Raw genomic sequence first — 26,299 nt, 5'->3', positions numbered from 1 at the left:
ACAGTGACGGCGATCATACCGCTGCCTTGCGCGAGCCATCGACACTCCACGCTCCGGGTCCGGCGAAGACCATGTAAAGGAAGACAAAACAGTACATGATCGCCAGTTCGCCTCCGTTCAGCACGGGGTAGATGGACGACGGCGCGTGGAACATCCAGTACGCCACTGCCATCATGCCTGACAGGATGAAGGCGGTGATGCGCGTCTGGAATCCGATGATGATCAGGATACTGCCCACGAGTTCCAGGATGCCGCCGACGCCCATCAGCGATGCGATGGGTGGTTGACCCATTTCGGACGGCGGGAAGCCGAACAATTTCTGCGTGCCATGCTGTAGAAACAGCAGGCCAGTGACGACGCGTAGGATAGCAAGGACGCGAGGCGCCTGTGCGTTGAGCGTATTGATCATTCTGTCTGTCCAATCTTGAATTTCGGGCTGCGAAGTGCAGCGTTCCCGCATATCTAGCGGGCGGGAACTGGACGGAAAATCTCAATCCGCGCAGACAAACTGCGCGCAAATGCTCAGTGAATTGGTGTGCCCGAGGGCGTACTCACTCGGCCTGGCGGTTCATCATCTGCCAGATCAACGCCCCGATCGCACCGCCGATCAGCGGTGCGACCCAGAAAAGCCAAAGCTGAGCAAGGGCAGGCGCATCGGCGAATAGGGCGACGCCAGTTGAACGCGCCGGGTTTACCGATGTGTTCGTAACCGGAATCGAAATCAGGTGAATAAGCGTAAGTGCAAGCCCGATCGCAATCGGCGCGAAACCGGCCGGCGCTCCGGGTGAAGTTGCACCGAGGATGATGATCAGGAAGAAGGCAGTGAGCACGATCTCGATGATCAGCGCTGACATCACCGAATATCCCTGCGGTGACGCGTCTCCGAAGCCGTTGGTTGCAAAGCTACCGACACCGGCGAACTCGGACTGACCGGATACTACCAGATAGAGAACGGTTGCCGCGGCAATGGCTCCAAGAACCTGCGCGATCCAGTAGGGGATCAACTCCTTGGCTTGGAACCGGCCCGCAATCATCAGGCCGAGCGAGACGGCGGGGTTGAAATGCCCGCCCGATATGTGGCCGACGGCAAATGCCATCGTCAGCACCGTCAGGCCGAAAGCCAGCGAGACACCCAGCCAACCGATCCCGACATCCGGTACACCGGCAGCGAGGACCGCCGCGCCGCACCCACCAAAAACGAGCCAGAATGTCCCAAAGAATTCGGCCAAGAGCTTGTTGGTCATCGTTAGTCATCCCAAATTTAATCGAACTTTCCGCCACCCTTCAGCTCGAAGGATTCAAGTCGAACTGTAAATTCGAGAAGTTTTCCGAATTGTCCAAACCTGACAGTTTGCGCAAATCAGACTATTAGCCCGGATTTGTGCCTTCCGACCTCAAATGGACATTTCAAATCTGGCCGGGGCATTCACTCAAATGAAAAACCGGGCTTGCGATACGGCCCGTTTCCAATGTTCTGTGTGGAAATAAACTGGCAGACACTGCTGACGCCACCGACAGCTTTCCGTCAGAATGGAATCTCGTCGTCGATATCGCCGCCCGCTGGCGCAGATCCGCCATAACCGCCACCGCCCTGGCCGCCGCCGCCGCCGGAATACCCTCCGCCGTAGCTGCCGCGGTCATCCGAGTATCCGCCGCCACCGCCCTCACCACGGCTGTCCAGCAGTGTCAGTTCACCCCGGTAGGGCCTAAGGACAACCTCGGTCGAGTAGCGATCCTGACCGGACTGGTCCTGCCATTTCCGGGTTTCTAGCTGGCCCTCGATGTATACCTTCGAGCCCTTCTTCAGATACTGCTCGGCGATCCGCGCCAAGGGCTCCGAAAAAATCGCGACCGAATGCCACTCGGTCCGCTCTCGTCGCTCGCCGGTGTTGCGGTCCTTCCAGTTTTCCGATGTGGCGATCCGCAGATTGCAGACCTTGCCGCCGTTCTGGAACGTGCGGACTTCGGGGTCGCGGCCCAGATTGCCCACCAGGATGACCTTGTTCACCGAGCCCGCCATGCGCCGTTCCTTTTCTCGAATCTGTTTCCCGTCGGGTGCCTGTTAGACCATTCGTACATGGTGAAGAAAAGGTAAATGCGCAAGGAAATGCCGGCGCAGGTGGGTAGGGCTGGCGCCTGCCTGATAGCTGTTACAGGAATAACACTGGCGATGAGGGCGCAAAAACAATATCATGGCTATCGTTAATCAAAAGGGACAGTGAGATGCGAATTCTCTGGGGGGGCTTTTGCGCTGCTGCCATGCTGTGCGCGGGCTCTGCATCTGCCGAGGGGCTGAACCTTTCGACCAAGAACCGTATGGGTCTGTTTGCGGCCCAGACGAAGCTTTTGGACGAGCGTGCGTCGACGCAATACGCGAACTCCGTCAGATTTCAGCCAAAGACCTTCGAACTCGATGGTGCTGCCATTCAAGGCTACAGTGGCACATATGCCGGCCCGTATCTGGACATGGCGCGTAATGCGGCGCGCAAACACGGCGTGCCGGAGGATCTGTTCCTGCGCCTAGTGCAGCAGGAATCCGGCTGGCAACCGAAGGCCAAATCCCACAAAGGTGCTTTCGGCCTCGCACAGTTAATGCCCGAGACGGCGCGAACACTGGGTGTGGACGCGGCCGATCCGGCAGAAAACCTCGAAGGAGGTGCAAGGTACCTCAAGGCGCAGTATATGCGGTTCGGCTCTTGGCGGTTGGCGCTCGCGGCCTACAATGCCGGCCCCGAGGCGGTTGAGAAGCACAAAGGCGTGCCGCCCTACGCTGAAACACGGAACTACGTGCGGGTGATCTGGGGCAGTTAAGCGCCACTAAACCGTTGTCGGGAACCTCTTGGCCCATGGATGAGTTGCGCATGGGTAAGAGGAGTTGTTTTGTGCCCCAAAGTGATCTGTCCTGGACCCTGCCAATCATGCGCGCCGGTTATGCCGGACGTGGGCTCACCTATCTCGCAATCGCGGGTTTCTCGCTCTGGGCTATTTCGCGGGGCGGAGACGCGAAGGGGACCGGATCGGCGCTGCAGTCGCTGGAATCGAGTGGCGGCGGATACGCCGTGCTGGCACTGATCGCCCTGGGTCTTAGCGCCTATTTTGTCTGGCGGTTGGTGGATGCGTATTGGGACCTCGAAGCATACGGGACCGGCGCAAAGGGCATCATCGCCCGCGCAGGGATGGTCGTGACCGGGCTCATCCACGCTGCACTGGCTATCGCTGCACTGTCATTGATCTTTGGGTCCGGCAGCGGCGGAAATTCGGCGGTTATCACTTATGTCGGGAAGGCCCTGTCGGTACCGTTTGGCCGCTGGCTGATCGGGATTGCCGGGGTCTGCACAATCGGCGCCGGGATCTATTACGGCTACAAAGGGCTTGCAGGCAAATACCGGGAACACCTGCGCGGCAACAGCTTCACGATGAATTGGAACTGGGTCCTGAAGGCCGGCCTTCTGGCTCAGGGCGTCATCGTCGGCCTTATCGGTTTCTTTCTGATCCGCGCTGCTATCCTCGGCCAGCCCGAAGAAGCGGGCGGGCTCGACAAGGTGTTCGACTTTCTGGAATCGCAGGCCTTCGGTAAGGTGATCGTCGTAGCGATCTGTCTCGGTCTGCTTGGCTTTGCCGTTTTCTGCTTCGTCAACGTACGCTACCGCATCGTGCCGCGCGTGGCCGATGATGGCATCGAAACACTCGCGGCACGAATAGCGGCGGCCATCTGAAGCGCCTCAGGCAGCGCGCTTTGACCTGCAATAGCAGGACGCCCGCACCGGCACTTCCGCCCGCGCCTGCGCCCGGGCAAGCTGCTGGCGAATGTGCAGGATCTCCACACTCTCACCACGCCGCTGCAGGCATTCATGCAGTCCGTGCAGCGCCCAAATATTCTGTGGGTTCTGCAGGGGGCGGGGCAGCGTCGGATCGAGCCCCAGATCGGCGCGGTAGACGGTCTCTGCCTCCTCCCACTTGCCGGCCTCTATAAGAAGCGCCCCTAGCGCGTGCCGGGCAGGCTGGGGCCAGGCCCAGGGTTCTTCGTACATCAGACCGTCATCCAACCGCACCGCTTCGCGCAAATGCGCGAGACCCTTGTCGGTATTGCCGGACTTGAACGCGATCTCGCCCAGCATCATCTCCCGCGCCACGGCAAGAACGTCCCGGGCTTTGTTCTGGAACAGCATCCGTTCCTCCGGGATCGCGGCCATGGCGGTCAGAAATTTCTGCCCTTCCGCCTCCGCTTCGACAGGACGATGAAGGTTCGCCAGGGCTATGGCGCGGGCGTAGAGTGTCAGAGCCTGGGTGACGGCGTAGAGTTCCGTGTCCTGCGGGATCGTTTCGTTCAGGATCTCCTGCCACATGCCGAACCGGATCAGGACGTGCGGTCGCGATGCGACGAACGTTTCGAACAGGTCCGGATAAACCCGCACCACCTCGTCCGGCACTTCCGCGCGCAGACGCGCAGCGGCATCCAGAGCCCTGGAAGGCTGGGCCAGGAACATGGCCCCGTAGAGCTCGAAATGCAGGTTGTGGATGCGGTAAAGCGCATAGAAGTTCGCGCCGCCGGCATGCTCCTTGAATCGCCCGTCCACCAGCGAAGCCGCATGGTTGCGGGTCACGACGTTCTGGTAATCGCCGCAGAGAACGTCGATATGCGTGGCCATGTGCACGAGGTGCCCGGCATCCGGAACCAGCCCGGTCAGCCGGTCGCCGTGGCGCAACGCTGCCTCCGGTGTAGGCGACATCTCCATCAAGTGAATATACATGTGCAGCAGCCCCGGGTGATCCCAGGCGGCCGGCGTCTCGAAGGCACGTTCCAGCACCGCCCGCGCCTCTTCCGTTGAGGCATGCGGTGCGGGCTTGCCGGTGGGCAGATCCCAGAGCTGCCAGGGCGTGCGGTTCATCAGTGCCTCGGCGAAGACGAAGGTGACATCCAGATCGTCCTTGTGCGCCTCGTAGACCGGGCGCATGGACTCGGCGAAACCGTCGTTGAACGGCTGATAATCTTCGATTTCCGGATCCTGTGGATACCGCTCTGCCAAAGCTTCGACCATCGCGCGCTCGGCAGGCGGAAGGTCGAGCGCCTGGGCAGCGGCCAGCGCGGCGTGGGCACGGGCGAGGGCCGGGCCCTTTTCTTCCTCTGTGAAGACTTCCCAGGGCTTGTTGTAGTTAGGGCCTATTGCATAGGCGATGCCCCAATGCGCCAGACCGCAGGCAGGGTCGGCGGCCAGCGCCTTTTCGAAGCAGACAATGGCTTCCTCGTGGTTGTAACCGAATAGCCAGACAAGGCCCCGGTCGAACCATGTCTGCGCTTCGGCGATGCGGGTAACGGGACGCGAATAGGTCCCAAGATCGAAATAGCTCATAAAAAATCCTCCAATGTCCCTTGCCAACATCCCGGTTTCGGATGTCGACCGTATGAAGCGTACATGGGAGCAAACGCTTGTCGCGTGTGAACTGGTCGTTAGAGAAAATTCCACGCTTGAAGCGCGGCGAACGTCACTCCGCCGCGATCTTGATAACCGGCTCCATGTCCGCGAGCTGTTCATCGGACAGCCAGCAAAGCACCCTGTGCCCATCGCTCAGGTCGCGGTAGGGCGGCAGTTCCGACTCGCACTTGCCGCCGGGAACCTGAGATTTCCACCGGCAGCGGGTTTGAAACGGGCAGCCCGGCGGCGGGTTCATCGCAGAGGGAATGTCACCCTCCAGCACGATGTGCTTCTTCTCGACATGCGTATCGGCGATGGGCACGGCCGACAGCAGCGCTTCGGTGTACGGATGGTACGGCGGCGAGAAAACCTGCTCGGTCGTTCCGGTTTCGACAATATGCCCCAGATACATCACGACGATCCGGTCCGAGAGATAGCGGACGATGGACAGGTCGTGCGAGATGAACAGCAGCGTCGTCTTCTCATTGCGCTGAATCTCCATGAGGAGGTCGGTCACTGCTGCTTGCACCGAAACGTCGAGCGCCGAAACCGGTTCATCCGCGACCACGATCTTCGCGCCGCCGGCAAAGGCCCGCGCGATGCCGACGCGTTGCTTCTGCCCGCCCGAAAGCTGTCGCGGCATCCGTTCGGCGAACTCACGCGGGAGTTTCACCAGGTCGAGTAACTCCAGCATTCGCTGCCGACGTTCGGCTTCGTCTTTGCCGATCTTGAAGATCTCCAATGCGCGCATGATCTGGCGCCCGACACTCATCGACGGGTTCAGGGTATCGAAGGGGTTCTGGAACACCATCTGTACCGAAGACACCGTGTCAGTGCGCCGATCCTCAATCGGGATGTCCTGGATGTCCTGATTGTATAGCAGAACTTGCCCATCGGTTGCGGTCTCCAGACCCATCAGCACCTTGGCAAAGGTGGATTTCCCGCAGCCGGACTCACCGACAATAGCCAGGGTTTCAGACTCCCGCGCGTCGAAACTGATCGACTCGTTGGCCTTCACCACCTTCTTGTCGCCGCCGCCGAACAGCGCGTTGGCCGCGACCTCGTAGTACTTCTTGAGGTTGTCCATCTTCAGGACGACGTCACCGACCTGCGTCTTCTCATGCGTTTCGGCGGCCGCGACCTTGGCATGCCAGTCGATCTCGTCGATGCGCCGGCATCGAGAGGCGTGCCGGTCATCGCCGGGGATCTCAAACATCGGGACTTCGTCCGCGTTGCAGACGCCCTTTACGAAATAGTCGCAACGAGGACCGAAGTTACACCCGGGGGGCCGCTCATGGGGCAGGGGAAAGTTGCCCGGAATGGCTTTCAGCGGGCGCGTATTCTTGTCCGCCCCCGGCAAAGGGATCGAGCGGAACAGTGCCTGCGTGTATGGATGCCGCATCTTGTCGAAAACATCCTTGATCGAGCCCGTTTCAACCGCTTCACCCGAATACATCACGCAAAGCCGGTCGCAGGTCTCCAGTACCAGCCCGAGGTTGTGGCTGATGAACAGCATCGACGTGCCGTATTTCTTGCCCAGGTCCTTGACCAGTTCGACTACGGCGGCCTCGACCGTCACGTCCAGTGCCGTGGTCGGCTCGTCGAGGATCAGAAGGGACGGCTTCGACATCAGCGCCATCGCGATGACGATTCGTTGCTGCTGGCCGCCCGAAAGCTGGTGCGGATAGCTTTTCAGCATCCGCTCCGGGTCCGGCAGCTTTACGTCCGTTACGACCTCGAGCGCCCGTTTCCAGGCTTCCTTTTCCGAAACCCCCTCGTGGATCATCGGAACCTCGATCAACTGGCGCCCGATCTTCATCGCCGGATTCAAAGAGGCCATAGGCTCTTGGTAGATCATGGCGATCTCGCTGCCGCGGATGTCGCGCAGCTCATGATCGCTCATCTGGCCCAGGTCGCGGCCCTTGAACTTGATCGAACCGCCGACGATGGACCCGTTGACCCCAAGGTCCTGCATCACGCCCAGAGCTACGGTTGACTTTCCGCAACCGGATTCACCGACCAATCCCATAGCTTCGCCGGGTTGCACGGTGCACGAGAAATCCATGACCGCCGGGATCTCCCGTAATCGCGTAAAGAAGCTGATCGAAAGCTGGTCAATCTCGAGGATCGGACCGTCGTAATCCCATTTCGCCATGTCAGTCCCTCAAGCTTTCTTCGCGCAGACCGTCGGCCAGCAGGTTTAAGCCCAGCACCAGCGACAGCAGCGCAAGCGCGGGGGGCAGGGCAGGGTGCAGGTAGATGGAAAGAAGCTTCCGGCCCTCGTTGATCGTGGACCCCCAGTCCGGGCTTTCCGGCGACAGGCCCAGCCCGAAGAATCCCAACGTGCCGAGCAGGATGGTGGTGTAGCCGATACGGAGGCAGAAATCGACGATCAGCGGTCCGCGTGCATTCGGCAGGATCTCCCAAAGCATGATGTACCAGGGCCCTTCGCCACGGGTCTGAGCCGCCGCAACATAGTCCCGCGTCTTGATATCGAGCGCCAGGCCGCGAACGATCCGGAACACGGTGGGCGAGTTCACGAATACAACCGACACAAAGACCACCAGCAGATTTGGCGGGAATGCGATGATACCGAACGGATCGGCGTTCCACGCGATGCCGGCATACAGCCACAGCCCGACGACCAGCGTGATGCCGATATAGATCAACCGTTTCTGTGGCTGGGTGTGGAACCGCGAATTGAACAGCACCACGAAGAACACGATGGGAAAGATGAACAGGACCGCCGCCATGTAAACGGGTATCCCTGTCGCCACGATCTCCGGCGTGACCAGCAGGTAGAACAGCAGGATCACAGGGAAGGCGAGGATCAGATTGGCGAGGAAGGACAGGAACGTATCCAGCTTGCCGCCATAATAAGCTGCGGGCAGCCCCAGCGTGATCCCGACCATGAAGGCAAAGACGGTCGCGAAAGGAGCGATCTTGATGACTTCCCAGGCGCCCGCGACCATCCGGCTGAACACGTCGCGCGCCAGATTGTCGCCGCCCAGAAGATAATAGGGATAGTCGCCTTCCTCGGCGCCGGACAATGGCGTGCCCGGCAGCTTGTTCTTCATGCCGGACACCTGGGTCAGCGGGTCGTGGGTCAGGATCAAGTCCATCGCCGCGTAGATTCCGGTAAAGACCCAGAACATCACCAGTCCGAACCCGATCATCCCGATCGTCGAATCGAACAGCTTGCCGTACAGCCCGAGCCGCCGCTTGAACTGCAGAGAAAGTGCGAACACGACGACCAGCGACAGCCAGACCGGCCACAGCCGCTGCGACATCGCGCCCAGGATGCCTTTGGCCTCGAGGCCGGGTATCACCAGACCGCCGACGAGGTAAGCCAGGCACACCAGCACGATTAGGGCAAAGCTGGCAGCGGTGGCCCAGCCTACGTAGTCCGAGAGACTGCGCGGCGCTGCCATCGTCGGGCCCTGTATGACCGGGCTGGTTGTCACGAAAGACAACACGATCTGCAGCAAGACCGAGATGCCGAAGACAACGGCGGCGGCGATCAGCAGCGGGTTCAGAACGGGGCCGAGGATGCCGGTCCAGGTTAAGGGTTCCATCGGTGCCTCCTCAGCTCACGCGGATCCGCGGATTCAGATAGACGTAGCCGATATCGGATATCAGCTGCGTAATCAGAACCACGAAGACCGAGACGACCGAGACGCCCAGTAGCAGCTCGATGTCGTTGTTTCCTGCCGCTTCGACCAGCGTCCAGCCAAAGCCTTTGTAGTTGAACAGTGTCTCTACGATCACCACGCCGTTGAGCAGCCAGGGGAACTGCAGCATGATCACCGTAAACGGTGCGATCAGCGCATTCCTGAGCGCGTGCTTAAGTACGATATTCGGAAAAGACACACCCTTCAGCCGAGCGGTGCGGATGTATTGCGCGGTCATCACCTCGGCCATGCTCGCGCGGGTCATCCGCGCGATATAGCCCATGCCGTAAAGTGCTATCGTCAGCACCGGCAGGGTGAAGTTCTCCCAGGTGATGTCTTCCATCGCGCTGGTAGCGGTACCCTTGAACCATTTCAAGCCGACCGTGGAAGACGCGAAGACCGCGATAAAGATCACACCCGAAACGTATTCCGGCGTCGCCGTGGTAATGATCGAGAATGTCGATAGCGACCGGTCGAGCTTCGATCCCTCCCGCATCCCTGCCAGTACCCCGATAATCAGGGCGCCCGGCACCATTACACACATCACAGCCAGCATCAGCCAACCGGTCAGCCCCAACCGTTTGAAGACGATGTCCTGCACCGGTTCGCGAAACCGTGTCGACCAGCCCCAGTCGCCCTGCAGAACACCGCAGAAAGTCGGTGCGTCCTCGGGCGATCCTCCCTGCGGAAAACAACGCCCCCTCACCACACCATCGTTTCCTTCGATGACGTACCCGGGAAGGACGCCGAGCCATTCGCCGTACTTCACGAACAGGTTTCGGTCGTATCCTCTGTTGGCAAGCCATACCTCGACCTGCTCATCGGACATCCGCTGGTTGCCCTGCGTTTTCGCGAGCTTTTCGAGGTTGGGATACAGGTTCGTGAGAAAGAAAACGATAAACGTCAAGCACAGTGCCGTAAGGATCATGATCCCCAGTCGGCGGAGGATGAAGAGCGCCATGGCTTCCCCTGTCGTGGCTAGGGCGGATCAGCACCTTTTGCGGCGTCTTGCGCGGCCGTTCCCGTTAGGACCGCATCCGTCCCATTAGCGAAAAACCGCGCCCCGGTCGGGGCGCGGCGGTAGCTTTGGTCGTCAGGCTTCGAGTGCCCACTTGTAGTGATGATGCTCGAAGGTAATGTGCTGTTCGGCACCGATGATCCCTTCCCGCATGTGACGGAAAAGCGAGCGCCAGTAAGGTTGAATGGTAACGCCCTCATCCTGGATCAGCTTCTCGCACTTTGCCGCGATCTCGGACCGTTTTTCAGCATCGGCAACCGATAGCGCCTCGGCGAGCAGGGAGTCGAACTCTTCGTTTTCCCAGCCGAATTCGTTCCAAGCTTCGCCAGACCGGTAGGCGAGCGCCCAGATCTGCACCGCAAGAGGGCGATGGTTCCAGTTGGTCGACGAGAACGGGTACTTCGTCCAGTCATTCCAGAACGTCGATCCCGGAAGGATCGTCCGTTTCACCTTGATGCCGGCGTCCCGCAGCTGCGCGGCGACAGCATCGGTGGTGTTGCGGCGCCAGTCGTCGTCGATTGAAAGGATCTCGTGCTCGAAATCGGCCATACCGGCCTCTTCCAGCAGTGCCATGGCTCCGGCCGGGTCATAGGCCGGATCGCCGATATCCGCGTATTCCGGGTGCTTCGGTCCGGCATGGTGGTTTTGCGCCACGGCACCGCGTCCGCCATAGCCCAGTTCCAGCAGGACGTTGTTGTCCACCGCCATCGCCAGCGCCTTGCGGACCTTGGGGTCGGCATACGGCATTTTGCCGTCGATTTCGGCCAGCTGGTTCGGACGGATCACCAGGGTGGCCATGGTAACGACCTCTGACTTGACCAGTCCAAGCCCGTCCATCACGTCGATGAACTCGCCGACAGACTCGTAGAGCATGTCGACCTCCTCGGACTCGATCGCCGCAAGCCAGGCAGCCGGGTCGGTCCCGAAATCGATGTACTCGATGGTGTCCAGATACGGGCCACCATAGACTTCCGTGCCCCACCAGGTGTGATCGGTGTTCCGGACCAGGGTGCATTTTACGCCGACTTCAAGCTCAGAGATCAGGTATGGGCCGGTGCCAACAGCACTGATCACGTCATTGGAATTGAAGGTTTCGTGAACGATGGCAGCAGGATAGTCGGCAAAGCCGGCAATCAGCGAGATGTCCGGCGCCGGCAGGTGCAACAGCACGGTCGTCTCGTCAGCGACTTCGATGGCGCCTTCGATCGCGACGCCAGTGTCCGGATCGATGAGCGCACCGACGCGTCCGGCCATCGAGTTGGCTTCCACATCCTTCTCGCACCAGCGCGCGATGTTGCGGGCAACATCGTCTGCGGTGAACGGATCGCCGTTGTTCCAGGTCACACCGGGACGCACCTTAAGCGTGTATTCGGTGGCGTCGTCGTTGATTTCCCAGCTCTCCAGCAGCATGCCGCGGATCGAGCCGTCATTGTTGTACTCAACGAGGTACTCCAGGGTGCCGCGGCACTGGTTGGCAATTTCCGACCAGTCCCAGGTTCTGGTGTCCTTCAGGTCGTGAACGACCATCTGAACCCGCAAGGTTCCGCCTTCCTGCATATTGCCTTGGGCATGCGCAGGTTGGACGGCACCGATCAGGCCATAAGCCGCGCCAGCGGCCACGCCCATCGATGTCGCGCGCGTCAGGAACTCGCGGCGGTCCATCAGGCCCGCGCGGTACTCTTCGGCGTACATTTCCACGGCCGGATGGACCCGACCAGTTTCGGTGTGAAGCGTCATAGTCTACTCCCTGTGAGACATGATCTTTTTATTTTGGTGGCGCATGTCGTGCGAATGACACCGCACGCAGCTGTTATTTTTTTGCCGATGAACGGCGCCCTCCCTTGGCTTGACATTCCGCACACGTTTTGGCGTCGCGTCAATCGCCGCTTCCGTCTTATGACGGTCTGAAAGCGACATGCGCTTTGAGGAAAAACGACATAACCCTTCAATGCAACCGGAATCCCGGAATCTGGGCCGCTAGTCACGTGCTTTTATCGGCGGAACGCGTCAGCCGTGCTTACGGAAGCCCGTGGGCGTTTCGCCGGTATGTTTCTGGAACGCGCGGGTGAAATACGCGGCAGAGTTGAAACCAAGCTCCTGCGCGATGTCTTTCACCGGGCGCCTGGTTTCCGTCAGCAGGCGCCGTGCCTCGAAATGGATCCGGTCGGCCAGCAAAGCCGATGCCGACCGTCCACAGGCGATCTTGCAGCACCGGGTAAGATGTGTCGGTGTCACGCCCAGTTGTGAGGCAAAATAGTTTATGGTGCGACCGGTCTTGTAGTCGCGCTCTACCATCGCCGAATACGCAGCGGCAATCCGGCGGGCTGCATCCGGGTGCAGATCTTGTCGATGCCCAGCTTCCACTTCGCGATCAAGCCAGACCGCCAGTAGGCCTGCATGGGCTAGCATTGCCCGTTCCTTGCCGGGCCGGTTCGCCTGAAGCTCTGCCTGCAGGTTTTCGATCATGACCGAGAGTTCGGCCTGCTGCTGTACATCGCGGAAGCGCAGATGCACCGGCTCCTCCGGCAGGTTCAGGGACCGGTCGGTCGGGAGGTAGACGGCTGTACCGAATACCTGGCCGGACATCTCGTATCCGTGCATCGTGTCAGCGGGCAAGAACACCGCGTGATGCGGGCCGAAACCATGTGTGACGCCGGCGACGGTGATGCGGCCCTGGCCGCGCGTGAACCACAGAAGCAAAGGCTGCGCGTAGGAGCGCATCGCTTCGGTCCGCCACCGGTTTTCCGGTGTCACACGCGGCAGATTCTCGACGCGAAAGCGTCGAGCGCCAGTCGCCATGTTAATGTCGGGTCGGTTCTCGCTGAAGATCCGCATCGGATAAGTTGAGTATCACTGTCCCAGGTTTTTTAACACAGATTGCCTGTGTATTTGCAGCTTTTGTGCGATTGATCGAATATTATTTTGGCAGCTCGACCGTCGCCCATCCTTTCATCTTGGACCGAAACCAGGTGCGCTGTCTCTTGGCGAATTGGCGAGTAGCTGTTTTTCCTGCAGAGACTGCGTCTTTCAAGCTACGGTTTCTCAAAAGGTGGTCGATAAGCTCTTTTGCTCCAATGGCTTTGGCTGACGGCATCGTTGGGTCCCACCCTTCGGCCAGATTCCGCCGGGCTTCTTCCAGCGCTCCGTTCGCCATCATCGCATCGAAACGGCGGTCGATCCGATCGTTCAGCCAGTCTCGGTTCGCGTCGATCAGGAGTGTCTGCGACTCGCCTATTGGCAAAAGCGGCGGCGGTGTCTCGTCCTGCCATTGCGCGAGTCCACGTCCGGTTGTCTGCAAGACCTCCCAGGCGCGCTGGATCCGCATCGGGTTCATTCGGTCAATCCGCTCTGTCGTGGCTCTGTCGAGTTCGGCCAGAAGGGCGTCCGCGCCTTCCGCTTCCATACGCGCCATCGCTTCCTCACGCACGCGGTTCGGCGTTTCCGGAATGGCAGCCAGTCCTTCTGTCAAGGCGCTGAAATACAATCCGGTTCCGCCAACGATGATCGGGCGCGCGTCGCCGGTAAGGATCGGCTCGACATCTCGTAGCCACTGACCGACAGAGTACGGAAAATCCTTCGCGACATGTCCGTATAGAAGGTGTGGGGCCAGCGCTTCCTCGTCCAGCGACGGCCGGGCTGTCAGCACGCGCCAGTTCGCGAAGACCTGCAGCGCGTCGGCATTGACGATCACTCCCCCGGCGCCAATGGCAATTTCGAGGGCCATCGCAGATTTTCCGCTCGCCGTGGCGCCAGCGATCAGCACCGGTCGCTCGCTATCCAGGCGTTTCAGCGCTTTGGTGCACATCTGGTCGCTTCCGGATTGAACATGCGGGCCTTTTCCGACATTTTGCAGCGCAAGAAAAGCGGTGGCCGAGGGCAGGAAGATGAGTGATGTGGCGACGGCGATCTTGCCGGAAACCAAATACAAGCGTGTCCTGCTGAAGATTTCCGGCGAGGCGCTGATGGGCGATCAGGGTTTCGGCCTGCATCCGCCAACGGTGGAGCGAGTCGCGCACGAGGTGAAATCCGTTCACGACCTCGGCGTCGAGATCTGCATGGTGATTGGCGGCGGCAATATCTTCCGCGGGCTGGCAGGCTCGGCTCAGGGGATGGAACGTACGACCGCCGATTACATGGGTATGCTGGCAACGGTTATGAACGCCCTCGCGATGCAGTCATCGCTCGAGGGCCTCGGCGTATTCACCCGCGTCATCAGTGCCATCCGCATGGATGAGGTGGCGGAGCCATACATTCGCCGCCGCGCGGTGCGTCACCTCGAAAAGGGCCGCGTCTGTATCTTCGCCGCGGGGACAGGCAATCCGTATTTCACGACCGACACTGCGGCGACGTTGCGCGCCAACGAGATGTCGTGCGAAGCGATTTTCAAGGGGACCAAAGTCGATGGTGTCTATGATTGCGACCCCAAGAAACACGCTGATGCCAAAAGATACGACCGGGTCACCTATGACGAGGTGCTGCAAAAGCACCTGAACGTCATGGACGCCTCCGCCATTGCGCTGGCGCGGGACAACAACTTGCCGATCATCGTGTTTTCCCTCGACGAACCTGGCGGCTTCCGGGGAATTCTGGCCGGGCAGGGCACCTATACAACGGTGCATAGCTAGGTCTATAAGGCCCCAGCCCTCGGGAGGGGTGCCCGAATAACAGTAAAAGAGCGGTGCGATGGCTGACGAAATCGAAATCGATATTGATGACCTCAAGCGGCGGATGGACGGCGCAATGACCGCGCTGCGCCACGAATTCGCGTCGCTCAGGACCGGTCGCGCTTCAGCCTCGATGATCGAGCCGATCACGGTGGAAGCCTATGGTGCGGTGACACCGATAAACCAGGTAGGCACCGTAAACGTGCCCGAACCACGGATGGTCACGATCAACGTCTGGGACAAGGGCCTTGTCGGCAAGGTGGAAAAGGCGATCCGTGAAAGCGGTCTTGGCATCAATCCGCAGCTCAACGGCACCATCATCATGCTGCCCATCCCCGAGTTGAACGAGGAACGCCGCAAGGAACTGACGAAGGTTGCCGGCCAATATGCCGAAAGTGCCCGGGTCGCGATCCGCAACGTGCGGCGTGACGGCATGGAACAGCTGAAGAAAGCCAAGAACGCCGGCATGTCAGAAGACGAGCATAAACTCTGGCACGACGAGATTCAGGAACTGACCGACGGCCACATTAAGTCCGTCGACGAGGCACTGGAAGTGAAACAGGGTGAGATCATGCAGGTATAACCTGCCGGCGCGGAAACGCTCTGTGCACTATTTCCGCCGCATTTGGGCGTTACAGGCGGATATGTTTGAACCGATTTGACGCTGGACTGTAGAATTGGACATGTCAGCCGCGAGGCGATTGAGGCCGGGAGCAGAGCCATGACGAAGACCGCAGGAAAAGGGCCGGACCATGTGGCCATCATCATGGACGGCAACGGTCGCTGGGCGCAGGCTCGCGGCAAGGCCCGTCTCTTCGGCCATCACGCTGGTGCCCGCCGAGTGAAGGAGATCGTGCGCGCCTGCCCGGGACTGGGCGTCAAGTATCTGACGATCTTTGCATTCTCCACCGAGAACTGGAAACGCACCCAGTCCGAGGTTGCCGGATTGATGTCGCTGTTCCGGCGCTACATCCAGCGCGAGGCGCAGGAACTGCTGGCAGAGGGCGTGCGCGTCCGTTTCATCGGCGACCGCATCCGTCTGGATGACAAGCTTGTGCAGATGATGGACGAGCTCGAACTGCTGACCTCGAACAACGACAAGGTACATCTGACCGTCGCGCTGAATTACGGCGGGCGGGACGAGGTTGCCCGTGCGACGCGTCGGCTCGCGCACGATGTGAAGGCTGGCAAGCTGGATCCTAAGAATGTGGATGAAGAGACACTGCCAAAGTATTTGGACACCTACGTTTTGCCGGACCCGGACCTGGTCATCCGCACCTCTGGCGAGGCACGCATCTCCAATTTCCTGCTGTGGCAATCCGCCTATTCCGAGTACGAGTTCATAGACACGCTCTGGCCGGATTTCACGAAGCGGATTTTCGCCGAGATCGTCGAGAATTTCGCGGGTCGTGAACGCCGTTTCGGTGCCGTGCTTACATGACGTCCAGTGGGCGCCGATGGGACGATCTGCGCCCGCGGGTCATTACCGGACTTAGCCTGACAGCGGCCGGAATCATCCTGATCTCCATTGGCGGGACGACATTCGCGATAACAGCCGCGTTGGTGACCGGCATCATGCTTTGGGAACTCGCCACAATGGTCGCGCCGGACCGTAAGGCGGAAGCGATCCAGATCGGCGTGCTGACCGCCGCCGCGGTCCTCCTGGCTCGGGGGTTGCCCTCCGTATTCACGCTTCCGCTGCTGGTTGCACCGGCCCTGACGGGCATCGCATTGCTACGTCGGCATCCGCTGATCTTTGCCGTTTACGCGGTCGGCATCCTCGTCGCGGGTTATGGCCTGACCTGGGCGCGCGACACCTACGGCGTCGTCTGGCTGTTCTGGTTGGTGATAACCGTCGTTATGACCGACATAGCGGGTTACTTTGGCGGTCGGATGATCGGAGGCAAGAAATTCTGGCCCTCGATCAGCCCGAAAAAGACCTGGGCAGGTATCATCAGCGGCTGGATCGCGGCTTTTCTTGTCAGCCTGGTCTTTAAGAACATCACTGATGCCGGGCGAGACCTGTACTGGATTGCGGTCCTCCTGAGCTTCGCATCGCAGATGGGCGACATCGCAGAAAGTGCCTTGAAACGCCGCATGGGCGTAAAGGACAGTTCTAACCTGTTGCCGGGCCACGGCGGAGTCTTCGACCGCTTTGACGCATTGCTGGGGGCCTCGCTTTTCATGCTGCTGACTGCGCTGATCGTGGATGTTCCGGATTTGACACTCTGAGAGTCTGGTATGACGAGACGGGTAACGATATTCGGCGCCACCGGGTCGATCGGGCAAAACACCCTCGACCTTATCGCACGTGATCCCGAAGCTTATGATGTCGTCGCGTTGACGGGCGGCGCGAATGTGTCGCAGCTGGCGGAAGATGCGAAACGTTTCCGCGCTGACATCGCGGTTACGGCACATGAAGAACAACTGCCGATACTGCGCGAGGCACTCGCCGGCACCAGCGTCGAGGCGGCCGCCGGGGCAGGGGCGCTCATCGAGGCGGCGGACAGGCCGGCGGATTGGATCATGTCCGCCATCGTCGGATCGGCCGGGCTGGCGCCGGGCTTCGCGGCCTTGAGGCACGGCACAACCCTCGCGCTGGCAAACAAGGAAAGCCTCGTTGCGGCGGGACCGCTGTTGATGGCCGAGGCCAGAAAGCAAAACGCGACGATCCTGCCGGTGGACAGCGAACATTCCGCGGTGTTTCAGGCGTTGGTCGGTGAGGACCCCGCCTGCATCGAGCGCGTGATCATAACAGCCTCCGGCGGCGCCTTCCGCGACTGGCCGCTTGAGAACCTTGCCTATGCCTCGCCGGAACAGGCCGCCTGTCATCCGAACTGGGCCATGGGCCAGCGGATCACCGTCGACAGCGCGTCCATGTTCAACAAGTCCCTGGAACTGATTGAGACCAAGGAATATTTCGGCCTGGATCCGGACAGGATCGAGGTCCTTGTCCACCCCGAAAGCCTTGTTCACGCACTTGTTGGGTTCCGCGACGGGGCGCTTATGGCGCATATGGGCGCACCGGATATGCGACATGCCATCGGATATGCGCTGCACTGGCCCGAACGGCGGGATCTGCCGGTGGAGCGGCTGGATCTGGCGCGGATTGCCAGCCTGAGCTTCCGTGCGCCGGATCCGGAGCGTTGGCCCGCGCTGGGGCTGGCCCGCGAGGTAATGCGCATCGGCGGACTGGCTGGCGCGGCTTTCAACGCGGCAAAGGAAAAGGCGCTCGACGCATTTCTGGAAAGGCGTCTGGCGTTCACCGGGATGGCAGAGATCGTCGGCGAGGTTCTTGAGCGAATGTCAACCGAAGAGGGTCTAAGTTCCGCCCGATTCGACCTTGATAACGTGTTTCAAATGGATCATCTGGCCCGTGTTCGCGCGGGCGAGGCGATCGAGAAAAGACAGTAAGAGGCAGTGTTTTGGAACTGACCGAGCTCATCCCGACCTTTGGGAATACACTTTACACGATCGGCGCCTTCGTTGTTGCGCTGAGCATCATCGTCGCGGTTCACGAATACGGCCACTACATTGTCGGCCGCTGGTGCGGGATTCGGGCAGAGGTGTTCTCGGTCGGCTTCGGGCCAGTGTTGTGGAGCAGAACCGACAAGCGTGGCACGCAATGGCAGATTGCCGCGCTGCCGTTCGGTGGTTTCGTCAAGTTCCTCGGCGACGCCGGTGCGGCCAGCGACAAGGCGAGCGACGCCTATGATGCGATGGACGAGGAAACCCGACGGCACACAATGCATGGCGCGCCGCTCTGGGCGCGCATGCTGACGGTGGCCGCGGGGCCGGTATTCAACTTCATTCTCTCGATCGTCGTCTTCGGCGCTATTATCATGGCCACGGGTGTCGCGAGCGACCCGCTGACAGTGGGCGATCTGCGCCCGGCGCCAGGCTTGCAGGGACAATTGCAGCCGGGGGACGAGATCCTGGCGGTCGAAGGCGAACCGACGCCGCCCGTCGCCGAATTCCGCGATTTCATCGACACGCTTCCGGTCCAGCCGGAGCTGGACTTCACCATCCGCCGTGACGGGCAGGAAATGACTGTGTCCGTCCCATACCCCTATCCGGGGGCAGTGGTCGGCGTTACGCCGGGATCCGCGGCCAGCGAAGCCGGGATTCAGGAAGGCGACGTGATTACCGCCGTGGATGGCGAACCAATAGTGGCCTTCGAGGATCTGCGCACTGCCGTGGGCGAGTCCGATGGTGGCGAGATGGTCATGACGGTCTGGCGCGACGGCGAGACGTTCGAAGCCAGCCTGACACCCAAACGCATGGATCTACCGCTTGCGGATGGCGGGTTCGAGACGCGCTGGCTGATTGGCGTCAATGGCGGCATGATTTTCGAGCCGATGACGGAAACACCCGGGCTTGGCCAGTCACTGCTCTACGGCGTGAACCAGACGGTATTCATCGTGAAGTCGTCTGTCTCCGGCCTGTATCATATGGCCGTTGGCGCGATCTCCAGCTGCAATCTCCGGGGCCCAATCGGAATCGCTCAGACCAGTGGCGAAGCGGCAAGCCAGGGGATCGAAACCTTCATCTGGTTCATCGCGGTGCTTTCGACTGCGGTCGGCTTCCTCAACCTGTTTCCGATCCCGGTGCTTGATGGGGGCCATCTGGTCTTCCACGTCTACGAAGCCGCGATCGGCCGCCCTCCCAGCGACCGCGCCCTGCGTGTCCTGATGAGTGTGGGGCTTTTCATGCTGTTGAGCCTTATGGCTTTTGCCCTCTCAAACGACCTGTTCTGCCCTTGAAGCGGCGTAGACACGCCCAAATTCCGCCCAATTTCGACCCTACGTCATTTGCGCAAGTATCTTGCTTGGGTGAATGGAGGCAGAACTCATGAATGCGCTTCGGTCGGGATATCGCGGCCTGTCTTTGCTGGCTGACCTGAACTGGGACCGGCTGCTTTTCGCCGGTGGCGCCGCCGCCGCGCTGTTTGCTGCGGCCTACATTATCTCGCTCTAAGACCACCGGCGCCCAAAGCGCCATCGTAACAGGGCCACCATATCTGGTGGCGTAGCACCCGCTCGATGAATATCGGTGGGTGCTTTTGCTTTGTTTTCCGCTTTTGACACGACCCTGCTTTCGCGGTAACCACATTAAAAAACAAGCTTGTGGTGGGACTGGGACAGATGAAGCGGGCAACAATCAGCGAGCAGAACAAGGGACACAGAAGCCCAACAGCGATTTACAGGGCCGCTCTTGTCGTTTTCCTTGCAATCTCAACCTATTTTGGCGCTTCGCTTAGCGCCGCCGACGCGCAAAGCTACACGTTCTCGAACGTGACGGTGGAAGGTGGCGGCCGTATCGAACCCGGCACGGTGTTGTCGTATGCGGGAATCGAGCCCGGCCAGACAGTCACCGCCGGCCAGCTGAACGAGGCTTACCAGAACGTTCTCGGCTCCGGGCTGTTTGAATCTGTGGCATTCGAGCCACGGGGCGGCACGCTCGTGATCGTCGTACAGGAATTTCCGACGATCAACCGCATCAATATCGAGGGCAACAGCAAGCTGAAGGACGAAGCGCTTCTTGGCCTGCTCCGTTCGCAGCCCCGCCGCGTCTACTCGCCGACAGTGGCCGAGCAGGATGCCGCCGCGATTGTCGATGCGTATGAACAAGCAGGACGTCTTGCTGCGACAGTTGAACCGGTGATCATCCGTCGGTCCAACAACCGCGTCGATCTCGTCTTCGAGGTTGCCGAAGGCAAAGTCGTCGAAGTTGAACGCATCAGCTTCGTCGGAAACCGAGACTTCTCCGATCGCCGCCTCCGCCGCGTGCTGGAATCGAAACAGGCCGGTTTGTTCCGGCAGTTGATCCAGCGCGACACCTTCATCGGCGACCGGGTGCAGTTTGATCGTCAGGTTCTGACGGACTTCTATCGTTCCCGTGGCTACGTCGACTTCGATGTGTTGTCGGTCGCATCCGAATTCTCCCGCGAACGCAACGCCTTCTTTGTGACCTTTACGGTCCGCGAGGGCCTCAAGTACCGGTACGGCAATATCAGCGTTAGCAGCGACCTGCCGGAGATCGATGTCAGCGCCTATCAGAACGCAGTGGCCATCCGTTCCGGCCAGGTCTACAACCCGCTCGATATCGACAACACCATAGCCCGGCTGGAACGTCTGGCGGTGCAGCAGGACCTGGATTTCATCCGCGTCGATCCGCGTGTGACGCGTGACGACCGCAACCAGCTTCTGTTCATCGATTTCGCCATCGTCCGTGGCCCGCGTATCTTCGTCGAACGCATTGATATCGAAGGCAACGCGACCACGCTGGACCGTGTCATCCGGCGCCAGTTCACGGCGGTGGAAGGCGATCCTTTCAACCCGCGTGAAATCCGCGAGGCGGCGTCGAGGATCGAAGCGCTCGGCTTCTTCTCCAAGGCTGAAGTGAATCCGCGGGAAGGTTCCTCGCCGGATCAGGTCATCGTCGATGTCGATGTCGAAGAGCAGCCGACCGGTTCGCTGGGCTTCGGCGCCAGCTATAGCGGGTCTGCCGGGTTCGGTCTGACATTCAACTTCTCGGAGCGGAACTTCCTCGGCCGTGGTCAGGCGCTCAGCTTCGATGTCTCAACCGGTTCCGGTACGCAGAACTACTCCTTCGGCTTCCGGGAACCAGCCTTCCTCGGACGCGATGTGGCTTACTCCTTCAACATCGCCTACACCACGACGGAAGAAGCGAACTCGACCGACTACAACACGACCTTGGGCCGCGTCACCACCGGTTTCGATTTCCCGCTGGGCGAGTACTCGCGGCTTGGTCTCAACGTCTTCGGACGGCTTACCGATATCACTGACGTGCCGGCCGAGTCCTCGGCGATCCTCGCAGCTGAAGCTGCGCGCGGTCAGGAATGGGCCATTGGCGCCGGGTACGAATACACCTACCGCACGCTTCGCCGTGGCCTGAACCCCGACGCGGGTATCCTGTTCCGTTGGAGCCAGGACTTCGCCGGTATTGGCGGCGATGTTTCCTACGTGAAGAGTGAGGCGCTCTTGGTCGGTGAAACCAAGGTTGTGAACGACGAGGTCACTCTGCGCGCGATTTTCGAGGGCGGCGCGCTCAACTCGGTCAGTGGTGGCGACTCCCGCATCGTCGATCGCTTCACCTTGAACGGCAAAATTCGCGGCTTCGAGTACTTCGGCGTCGGTCCGAGGGACCTTGGTGCAGCCAACGAGGACGCCCTCGGCGGCAACTACTTTGCGGTCGCCAAATTCGAGGCGGAATTCCCGCTGGGTCTGCCTGAAGAGTACGGCATCCACGGCGGTGTCTTCCTCGATGTCGGCTCGGTTTGGGGGCTGGACAACACGGCCGGGACCAGCACCGTCGATGACGACTTTGCGCTGCGTTCGGCTGCTGGCATCTCGATCTTCTGGGATACGCCGATCGGACCGTTGCGCTTCAACTTCTCGAAGGCCCTCGTCAAAGAGGACTACGACGAAGAGCGTGAGTTCGACCTGACGATCTCCACGAGATTCTAGGCCATGGTGCGGCGCGTCCTCGTGCCGCTCCGCGCTTTCCTCGCGGCGCTGGCTCTGACGGCAGGGTCAGCCGCCGCGCAGGACGTGATACCAGTTCCTCCGCCGGTTCTTACCCTGGACCAGGAAAAGCTGTTTGCCGGATCCCGCGAGGCTGCGCGGATTGGCGAGGAAATGGAGCAGCGGGCAAACGAACTCGCCGCCGAGAATCGAAGCATCGAAGCAAACCTGACGTCCGAGGAACTCGATCTCACCGAAAAGCGCAAAACGCTGCCACCGGAAGAATTCCGCGCTCTTGCCGATGCATTCGATGCCAAGGTGCAGCGGCTCCGCACAGAGCAGGACGCCAAGGAACGGGACCTGCAGCGCATGCGCGAAGAGGCCCGGCAGAACTTTCTGAGCCGGATCACGCCCGTGCTGACGGAAATCGCCCGCGAACGCGGCGCTCTCGTCGTGATGGACCGGCGCGCAGTCCTGCTTTCTGCGGACTCGGTGGATATCACCGAGGAAGCGATAGAGCGCATCGATGCGACGTTCTCTGGACAGGGTGATGGAGCTGGCGGCGAAGCAACGTTGCCCGAAACTGACACGCCGGAGCCGGAGGTGACGATACCGTCCGAGCCCGAGACCTCAGACACCACCGATTGAACCCGCATCGCCGCTCACCACCGCTTGTTTAGCCGCGTCTTCGCTGCTACCAGACGCTGGCCTTTCCGAAGACCAAGGACCGCCCAATGAACGAAGCCCTGAAGACCGCCGATAACGACATGATCCAGCGGATCCTGCCCCACCGCTACCCGTTCCTTCTGGTAGATCGCGTGGTGGATATCGACGGCACGAACTCGGCCACGGGCATCAAGAACGTCACCTTCAACGAACCGCATTTCCAGGGTCATTTTCCCGGTACGCCGATCATGCCCGGCGTGACGATCATAGAGGCAATGGCGCAGACTGCCGGCATCATGATCGGGGTGGCGAACGATATCACCGATACCAACCTGCTGATCTACCTGATGAGCGTCGACAAGGCGAAGTTCCGTCGCAAGGTTGTGCCGGGCGACCAGCTGAAGCTGCATATCACCGGGCTGCGCACCGGCGGCAAGGTGCTGAAGTTCCACGGCGTCGCAGAGGTGGACGGACAGAAAGCGGCCGAGGCAGAATTCGCCGCGATGGTCGATCTGACACCGGGGAGTTGAGCCATGAGCATCCACGCCACCGCCCGCATCCATGACAGCGCCATTGTCGAGGAAGGGGCCGAGATCGGGCCGGATGTAGAGGTTGGAGCTTTCTCGGTCATCGGATCCAAAGTGAAGCTTTCGGCTGGCGTCAGGGTGAAGAGCCATAATGTGATCACCGGCCAGACCGAAATCGGCGAAAAGACCGAGGTGTTTCCGTTCTGCTCCATCGGTGACATTCCGCAGGACCTGAAGTTCTCGGGCGAGGACACGCGCCTGATCATCGGCGCCCGGAACACGATCCGTGAACATGTCACGATGAACCCGGGCACCGCACATGGCGGCGGAGAAACCGTCATCGGAGACGACTGCCTGTTCATGGCCGGCGTTCACGTTGCACATGACTGCCGTATCGGCAGCCGCGTGATCGTCGTGAACCAGTCCGGCATCGCGGGCCATGCCGTGATCGGCGACGACGTGATCATCGGCGGCGTCTCGGGCGTGCATCAGTGGGTTCGCATCGGAAAGGGTGCCATCATCGGCGGTGTCACCAAGGTCGCAAAAGACGTGATACCGTATGGCATGGTCGATGCCGACGCGGGAGAATTGCGCGGCCTGAACCTGGTCGGGCTTCGCCGAAAAGGGGTCGACCGGGCCGAGATCACCGCGCTGCGGGCGGCCTACAAGGTGCTTGGCGACGGCGACGGATCTTTCCAGGAACGCGCCGCGCGGCTGATGGAGGAAACCGACAGCGCCTACGTGAAAGAGGTTGTGGAATTCATCCTGACCGACAGTGACCGCCATTTCCTGACGCCGCGCTGATGGGAAGACTGGCGATTATCGCGGGCAGGGGCGCGCTGCCGCACCAGATCGCGAAAAAGCATCCCGAAGCCTTGTTCGTGTCGATCTCCGGTACGGATGTCGATGCCCCGCAGGGGGTCGATAGTGCCGAAATCAGCTACGAACGGTTCGGTCAACTGTTCCGCACACTCCGCGGGGCAGGGACCACCGACGTTGTCATGGCGGGCGGGATGGTCCGGCCTGTTCTGAACCCCGCGCGCTTCGATACCAAGACGATGATGCTCGCGCCCCGCTTCCTCAAGGCCATGCAGGGCGGCGACGACCAGTTGCTGCGAACCGTCGTTAGTGCATTCGAAGAAGAAGGGTTTGCAGTGCGCGGCGCCCACGAGCTGCTGCCGGACCTGACGGCGAAACCCGGACGCCTCGCGGGACGCAAGCCGTCGTCGAAGGATAACGCCGATATCGACCGGGCAATCGAAATCCTGACCGCACTCGGGCCGCTCGATGTGGGGCAGGGCGCCGTCGTGGCGCAGTCGCTCTGCTTCGGGATCGAAACGGTGCAGGGCACCGATGCCTTGCTGCAATATGTGGGCGACACGCGCCACAAGCTGCGCCATCAGGGCGGTGTGCTTGTGAAGGTTCCGAAACCGGGTCAGGACCTGCGGGTGGACATGCCAACAATCGGGCCCCGCACAATCGAAGGGGTTCAGAAGGCCGGCTTGAACGGCATCGTCATTGCAGCCGGAAAGGTGATGATCATCGACCGCCCGGCCGCCATCGAAGCTGCGGAAAAGGCCGGGCTTTTCCTGCTGGCAAAGGACGTCTGATGCGCGTCTTCATCCTCGCGGGCGAGCCATCCGGTGACAGGCTTGGCGCCGCACTCATGCGGGGTCTGAAAGCATTGCGCCCGGAGGTCCAGTTCGACGGTATCGGCGGGGCCGAAATGCAGGCCGAAGGACTTGTCTCCCGCTTTCCCATGGAAGAACTCAGTGTCATGGGCATCGCCGAGGTGCTGCCGAAGATCCGGCATCTGAAGCGCCGGATCTCACAGACGGCGGATTGGGTGGCGGACACCAAACCGGACGTGATGATCACCATCGATAGCCCCGACTTCAGCCTTCGCGTCGCAGCGCAGGTGAAGGCGTCCAGTGACATCCGCTGCGTCCACTACGTAGCTCCTTCCGTCTGGGCCTGGCGCGAGGGCCGTGCGCAGAAAATGGCGCGCTACATCGATCAGGTTCTGGCGCTCCTGCCGTTCGAGCCGCCCTACATGGAGGCCGCAGGGGTTCGCTGCGACTTCGTGGGCCACCCCGTCGTCGAAGACCCGCTGGCAAGCCCTGATGAGATTGCGGAATTCCGTGCCGAGACTGGGTTGTCCAACGCGCCGATCCTGCTGGTTCTGCCCGGCTCCAGACGTGGCGAGGTCTCGCGCCTTGCCCCCATCTTCGGCGAAGCGCTGCGTCCTGTTCTGGCTGCGTTGCCCGAAACCCGCGTTGTCGTCCCCGCAGCGCCCGGAGTCGCAAGCGCGGTCATCGACGCAACGCACAATTGGCCCGGTAACACAATCGTCCTCGATTCCCGTGATAGCGCCGGTGTTGATGTCGCCCGCCGCAAGCGCGCCGCCTTTGCTGCGGCGGATGCGGCGCTGGCCGCCTCCGGTACGGTGTCGCTGGAACTCGCCGCGGCGGCCACACCGATGGTCATCGCCTATGACATGAACTGGCTGACCTGGCAGATTGCCAGCCGCATGCTCAAGATCGACACGGCGACACTGGTGAACCTTGTCAGCGAGACTCGCGCCGTTCCCGAATATCTTGGTCCAGCCTGCAAACCGGCGCCGATCGCTGACGCATTGATCGCCTTGCTCGAGGATGAACAGGCGCGCGCCGCCCAGCTTGCGGCAATGGAAAAGACGATGACCGCCCTTGGCAAGGGCGACGAGCCTCCCGGCCTCCGCGCCGCCCGCGCGGTCCTCGATGGGCTGAACTGAAAGGGCGCGCCGGAAACCAGCGCGCCTTTTGATACTCGGATGAACAAACAAATCTTCGACGCTAGCCAAAGCGCCGCAT

Annotated in this window: 25 protein-coding genes; 15 read left to right on the top strand and 10 right to left on the bottom strand. The window is 60.8% G+C overall.

Features of this window, described 5'->3' with window-relative positions; genetic code table 11:
* Positions 1-13: 13 nt before the first annotated feature.
* From HCO70_RS09245 to ssb, 3 genes are all read right to left on the bottom strand, one after another.
* Complete coding sequence (locus HCO70_RS09245) at positions 14-409, bottom strand: DoxX family protein (protein ID WP_172295190.1); 396 nt, start codon at positions 407-409, stop codon at positions 14-16.
* A 142-nt stretch (positions 410-551) separates the two neighbouring features.
* Positions 552-1,244 (bottom strand): aquaporin Z, encoded by a 693-nt coding sequence (aqpZ, locus tag HCO70_RS09240; protein ID WP_172295188.1) that lies wholly within the window; start codon positions 1,242-1,244, stop codon positions 552-554.
* A gap of 281 nt (positions 1,245-1,525) precedes the next feature.
* Positions 1,526-2,020 (bottom strand): single-stranded DNA-binding protein, encoded by a 495-nt coding sequence (gene ssb / locus HCO70_RS09235; RefSeq protein WP_172295186.1) that lies wholly within the window; start codon positions 2,018-2,020, stop codon positions 1,526-1,528.
* A gap of 203 nt (positions 2,021-2,223) precedes the next feature.
* On the opposite strand from ssb, the gene HCO70_RS09230 reads away from it, so the two are divergent.
* Positions 2,224-2,811 (top strand): lytic transglycosylase domain-containing protein, encoded by a 588-nt coding sequence (locus HCO70_RS09230; RefSeq protein WP_172295184.1) that lies wholly within the window; start codon positions 2,224-2,226, stop codon positions 2,809-2,811.
* A 71-nt stretch (positions 2,812-2,882) separates the two neighbouring features.
* On the top strand, positions 2,883-3,716 hold the full coding sequence (locus HCO70_RS09225; protein WP_172295182.1) for a DUF1206 domain-containing protein: 834 nt from the start codon (positions 2,883-2,885) through the stop codon (positions 3,714-3,716).
* 6 nt (positions 3,717-3,722) lie between these two features.
* Here the strand turns inward: HCO70_RS09225 and HCO70_RS09220 are convergent, their stop codons facing one another.
* From HCO70_RS09220 to miaA, 7 genes are all read right to left on the bottom strand, one after another.
* Positions 3,723-5,351 carry a M48 family metallopeptidase gene (locus HCO70_RS09220; RefSeq protein WP_172295180.1) on the bottom strand — a complete coding sequence of 543 codons (1,629 nt, stop codon included), beginning with the start codon at positions 5,349-5,351 and terminating at the stop codon, positions 3,723-3,725.
* Positions 5,352-5,484: 133 nt separating this feature from the next.
* Positions 5,485-7,569: an ABC transporter ATP-binding protein gene (locus HCO70_RS09215; protein ID WP_172295178.1), complete on the bottom strand. Its 2,085-nt coding sequence runs from the start codon at positions 7,567-7,569 to the stop codon at positions 5,485-5,487.
* 1 nt (position 7,570) lies between these two features.
* Complete coding sequence (locus tag HCO70_RS09210) at positions 7,571-8,989, bottom strand: ABC transporter permease (RefSeq protein ID WP_172295176.1); 1,419 nt, start codon at positions 8,987-8,989, stop codon at positions 7,571-7,573.
* Positions 8,990-8,999: 10 nt separating this feature from the next.
* Positions 9,000-10,046 carry an ABC transporter permease gene (locus tag HCO70_RS09205; RefSeq protein ID WP_172295174.1) on the bottom strand — a complete coding sequence of 349 codons (1,047 nt, stop codon included), beginning with the start codon at positions 10,044-10,046 and terminating at the stop codon, positions 9,000-9,002.
* A 132-nt stretch (positions 10,047-10,178) separates the two neighbouring features.
* A complete protein-coding gene (locus HCO70_RS09200) occupies positions 10,179-11,840 on the bottom strand; it encodes an ABC transporter substrate-binding protein (protein ID WP_172295172.1) in 1,662 nt (553 codons plus the stop codon).
* A gap of 270 nt (positions 11,841-12,110) precedes the next feature.
* The gene (locus HCO70_RS09195) at positions 12,111-12,902 is read right to left on the bottom strand and encodes an AraC family transcriptional regulator (RefSeq protein ID WP_172295170.1); all 792 of its coding nucleotides are present in this window, start codon (positions 12,900-12,902) and stop codon (positions 12,111-12,113) included.
* 118 nt (positions 12,903-13,020) lie between these two features.
* A complete protein-coding gene (gene miaA / locus HCO70_RS09190) occupies positions 13,021-13,908 on the bottom strand; it encodes a tRNA (adenosine(37)-N6)-dimethylallyltransferase MiaA (RefSeq protein ID WP_172296225.1) in 888 nt (295 codons plus the stop codon).
* 79 nt (positions 13,909-13,987) lie between these two features.
* On the opposite strand from miaA, the gene pyrH reads away from it, so the two are divergent.
* The 13 genes from pyrH (at position 13,988) to lpxB (ending at position 26,220) form a co-directional block, all read left to right on the top strand.
* Positions 13,988-14,728 (top strand): UMP kinase, encoded by a 741-nt coding sequence (gene pyrH / locus HCO70_RS09185; RefSeq protein WP_216665309.1) that lies wholly within the window; start codon positions 13,988-13,990, stop codon positions 14,726-14,728.
* Between the two features lie 58 nt (positions 14,729-14,786).
* On the top strand, positions 14,787-15,350 hold the full coding sequence (gene frr / locus HCO70_RS09180) for a ribosome recycling factor (protein WP_172295168.1): 564 nt from the start codon (positions 14,787-14,789) through the stop codon (positions 15,348-15,350).
* A 138-nt stretch (positions 15,351-15,488) separates the two neighbouring features.
* Positions 15,489-16,208 (top strand): polyprenyl diphosphate synthase, encoded by a 720-nt coding sequence (gene uppS / locus HCO70_RS09175; RefSeq protein ID WP_172295166.1) that lies wholly within the window; start codon positions 15,489-15,491, stop codon positions 16,206-16,208.
* A complete protein-coding gene (locus HCO70_RS09170; protein ID WP_172295164.1) occupies positions 16,205-16,999 on the top strand; it encodes a CDP-archaeol synthase in 795 nt (264 codons plus the stop codon). The genes uppS and HCO70_RS09170 overlap by 4 nt, the downstream gene beginning before the upstream one ends.
* Positions 17,000-17,008: 9 nt before the next feature.
* Positions 17,009-18,181 (top strand): 1-deoxy-D-xylulose-5-phosphate reductoisomerase, encoded by a 1,173-nt coding sequence (gene dxr / locus HCO70_RS09165; RefSeq protein WP_172295162.1) that lies wholly within the window; start codon positions 17,009-17,011, stop codon positions 18,179-18,181.
* 11 nt (positions 18,182-18,192) lie between these two features.
* Complete coding sequence (rseP, locus tag HCO70_RS09160) at positions 18,193-19,530, top strand: RIP metalloprotease RseP (RefSeq protein WP_172295160.1); 1,338 nt, start codon at positions 18,193-18,195, stop codon at positions 19,528-19,530.
* Positions 19,531-19,618: 88 nt separating this feature from the next.
* Positions 19,619-19,744 carry a hypothetical protein gene (locus HCO70_RS24980; RefSeq protein WP_256372957.1) on the top strand — a complete coding sequence of 42 codons (126 nt, stop codon included), beginning with the start codon at positions 19,619-19,621 and terminating at the stop codon, positions 19,742-19,744.
* A 167-nt stretch (positions 19,745-19,911) separates the two neighbouring features.
* Complete coding sequence (gene bamA / locus HCO70_RS09155) at positions 19,912-22,257, top strand: outer membrane protein assembly factor BamA (protein WP_172295158.1); 2,346 nt, start codon at positions 19,912-19,914, stop codon at positions 22,255-22,257.
* A 3-nt stretch (positions 22,258-22,260) separates the two neighbouring features.
* Entirely contained in the window at positions 22,261-22,902 is a 642-nt protein-coding gene (locus HCO70_RS09150; protein ID WP_172295156.1) for an OmpH family outer membrane protein, read from the top strand.
* An 86-nt stretch (positions 22,903-22,988) separates the two neighbouring features.
* Complete coding sequence (gene fabZ / locus HCO70_RS09145; RefSeq protein ID WP_172295154.1) at positions 22,989-23,450, top strand: 3-hydroxyacyl-ACP dehydratase FabZ; 462 nt, start codon at positions 22,989-22,991, stop codon at positions 23,448-23,450.
* 3 nt (positions 23,451-23,453) lie between these two features.
* Complete coding sequence (gene lpxA / locus HCO70_RS09140) at positions 23,454-24,251, top strand: acyl-ACP--UDP-N-acetylglucosamine O-acyltransferase (RefSeq protein WP_172295152.1); 798 nt, start codon at positions 23,454-23,456, stop codon at positions 24,249-24,251.
* Positions 24,251-25,057 carry an LpxI family protein gene (locus HCO70_RS09135; protein ID WP_172295150.1) on the top strand — a complete coding sequence of 269 codons (807 nt, stop codon included), beginning with the start codon at positions 24,251-24,253 and terminating at the stop codon, positions 25,055-25,057. The genes lpxA and HCO70_RS09135 overlap by 1 nt, the downstream gene beginning before the upstream one ends.
* A complete protein-coding gene (gene lpxB, locus HCO70_RS09130) occupies positions 25,057-26,220 on the top strand; it encodes a lipid-A-disaccharide synthase (protein WP_172295148.1) in 1,164 nt (387 codons plus the stop codon). Before HCO70_RS09135 ends, lpxB begins: the two co-directional genes overlap by 1 nt.
* The last annotated feature ends 79 nt before the right edge of the window (positions 26,221-26,299 follow it).

The organism is Pseudoruegeria sp. HB172150, assembly GCF_013184805.1.
GTDB lineage: Bacteria > Pseudomonadota > Alphaproteobacteria > Rhodobacterales > Rhodobacteraceae > Psychromarinibacter.
Note: the sequence above shows the minus strand (reverse complement) of the source record. Positions and strands in the feature narration are given on the sequence as shown.

What these genes read in the sequence shown, in the direction of transcription:
- lpxB (WP_172295148.1), top strand. Translation starts at nt 25,057, where the DNA reads ATGCGCGTCTTCATCCTCGCGGGCGAGCCATCCGGTGACAGGCTTGGC.
- HCO70_RS09210 (WP_172295176.1), bottom strand. Translation starts at nt 8,989, where the DNA reads ATGGAACCCTTAACCTGGACCGGCATCCTCGGCCCCGTTCTGAACCCG.
- HCO70_RS09200 (WP_172295172.1), bottom strand. Translation starts at nt 11,840, where the DNA reads ATGACGCTTCACACCGAAACTGGTCGGGTCCATCCGGCCGTGGAAATG.
- HCO70_RS09195 (WP_172295170.1), bottom strand. Translation starts at nt 12,902, where the DNA reads ATGGCGACTGGCGCTCGACGCTTTCGCGTCGAGAATCTGCCGCGTGTG.
- lpxA (WP_172295152.1), top strand. Translation starts at nt 23,454, where the DNA reads ATGAGCATCCACGCCACCGCCCGCATCCATGACAGCGCCATTGTCGAG.
- HCO70_RS09245 (WP_172295190.1), bottom strand. Translation starts at nt 409, where the DNA reads ATGATCAATACGCTCAACGCACAGGCGCCTCGCGTCCTTGCTATCCTA.
- ssb (WP_172295186.1), bottom strand. Translation starts at nt 2,020, where the DNA reads ATGGCGGGCTCGGTGAACAAGGTCATCCTGGTGGGCAATCTGGGCCGC.
- HCO70_RS09215 (WP_172295178.1), bottom strand. Translation starts at nt 7,569, where the DNA reads ATGGCGAAATGGGATTACGACGGTCCGATCCTCGAGATTGACCAGCTT.
- dxr (WP_172295162.1), top strand. Translation starts at nt 17,009, where the DNA reads ATGACGAGACGGGTAACGATATTCGGCGCCACCGGGTCGATCGGGCAA.
- HCO70_RS09150 (WP_172295156.1), top strand. Translation starts at nt 22,261, where the DNA reads ATGGTGCGGCGCGTCCTCGTGCCGCTCCGCGCTTTCCTCGCGGCGCTG.
- HCO70_RS09205 (WP_172295174.1), bottom strand. Translation starts at nt 10,046, where the DNA reads ATGGCGCTCTTCATCCTCCGCCGACTGGGGATCATGATCCTTACGGCA.
- frr (WP_172295168.1), top strand. Translation starts at nt 14,787, where the DNA reads ATGGCTGACGAAATCGAAATCGATATTGATGACCTCAAGCGGCGGATG.
- HCO70_RS09220 (WP_172295180.1), bottom strand. Translation starts at nt 5,351, where the DNA reads ATGAGCTATTTCGATCTTGGGACCTATTCGCGTCCCGTTACCCGCATC.
- miaA (WP_172296225.1), bottom strand. Translation starts at nt 13,908, where the DNA reads ATGTGCACCAAAGCGCTGAAACGCCTGGATAGCGAGCGACCGGTGCTG.
- fabZ (WP_172295154.1), top strand. Translation starts at nt 22,989, where the DNA reads ATGAACGAAGCCCTGAAGACCGCCGATAACGACATGATCCAGCGGATC.
- bamA (WP_172295158.1), top strand. Translation starts at nt 19,912, where the DNA reads ATGAAGCGGGCAACAATCAGCGAGCAGAACAAGGGACACAGAAGCCCA.
- HCO70_RS09230 (WP_172295184.1), top strand. Translation starts at nt 2,224, where the DNA reads ATGCGAATTCTCTGGGGGGGCTTTTGCGCTGCTGCCATGCTGTGCGCG.
- uppS (WP_172295166.1), top strand. Translation starts at nt 15,489, where the DNA reads ATGACGAAGACCGCAGGAAAAGGGCCGGACCATGTGGCCATCATCATG.
- aqpZ (WP_172295188.1), bottom strand. Translation starts at nt 1,244, where the DNA reads ATGACCAACAAGCTCTTGGCCGAATTCTTTGGGACATTCTGGCTCGTT.
- HCO70_RS24980 (WP_256372957.1), top strand. Translation starts at nt 19,619, where the DNA reads ATGAATGCGCTTCGGTCGGGATATCGCGGCCTGTCTTTGCTGGCTGAC.
- HCO70_RS09135 (WP_172295150.1), top strand. Translation starts at nt 24,251, where the DNA reads ATGGGAAGACTGGCGATTATCGCGGGCAGGGGCGCGCTGCCGCACCAG.
- pyrH (WP_216665309.1), top strand. Translation starts at nt 13,988, where the DNA reads ATGAGTGATGTGGCGACGGCGATCTTGCCGGAAACCAAATACAAGCGT.
- HCO70_RS09170 (WP_172295164.1), top strand. Translation starts at nt 16,205, where the DNA reads ATGACGTCCAGTGGGCGCCGATGGGACGATCTGCGCCCGCGGGTCATT.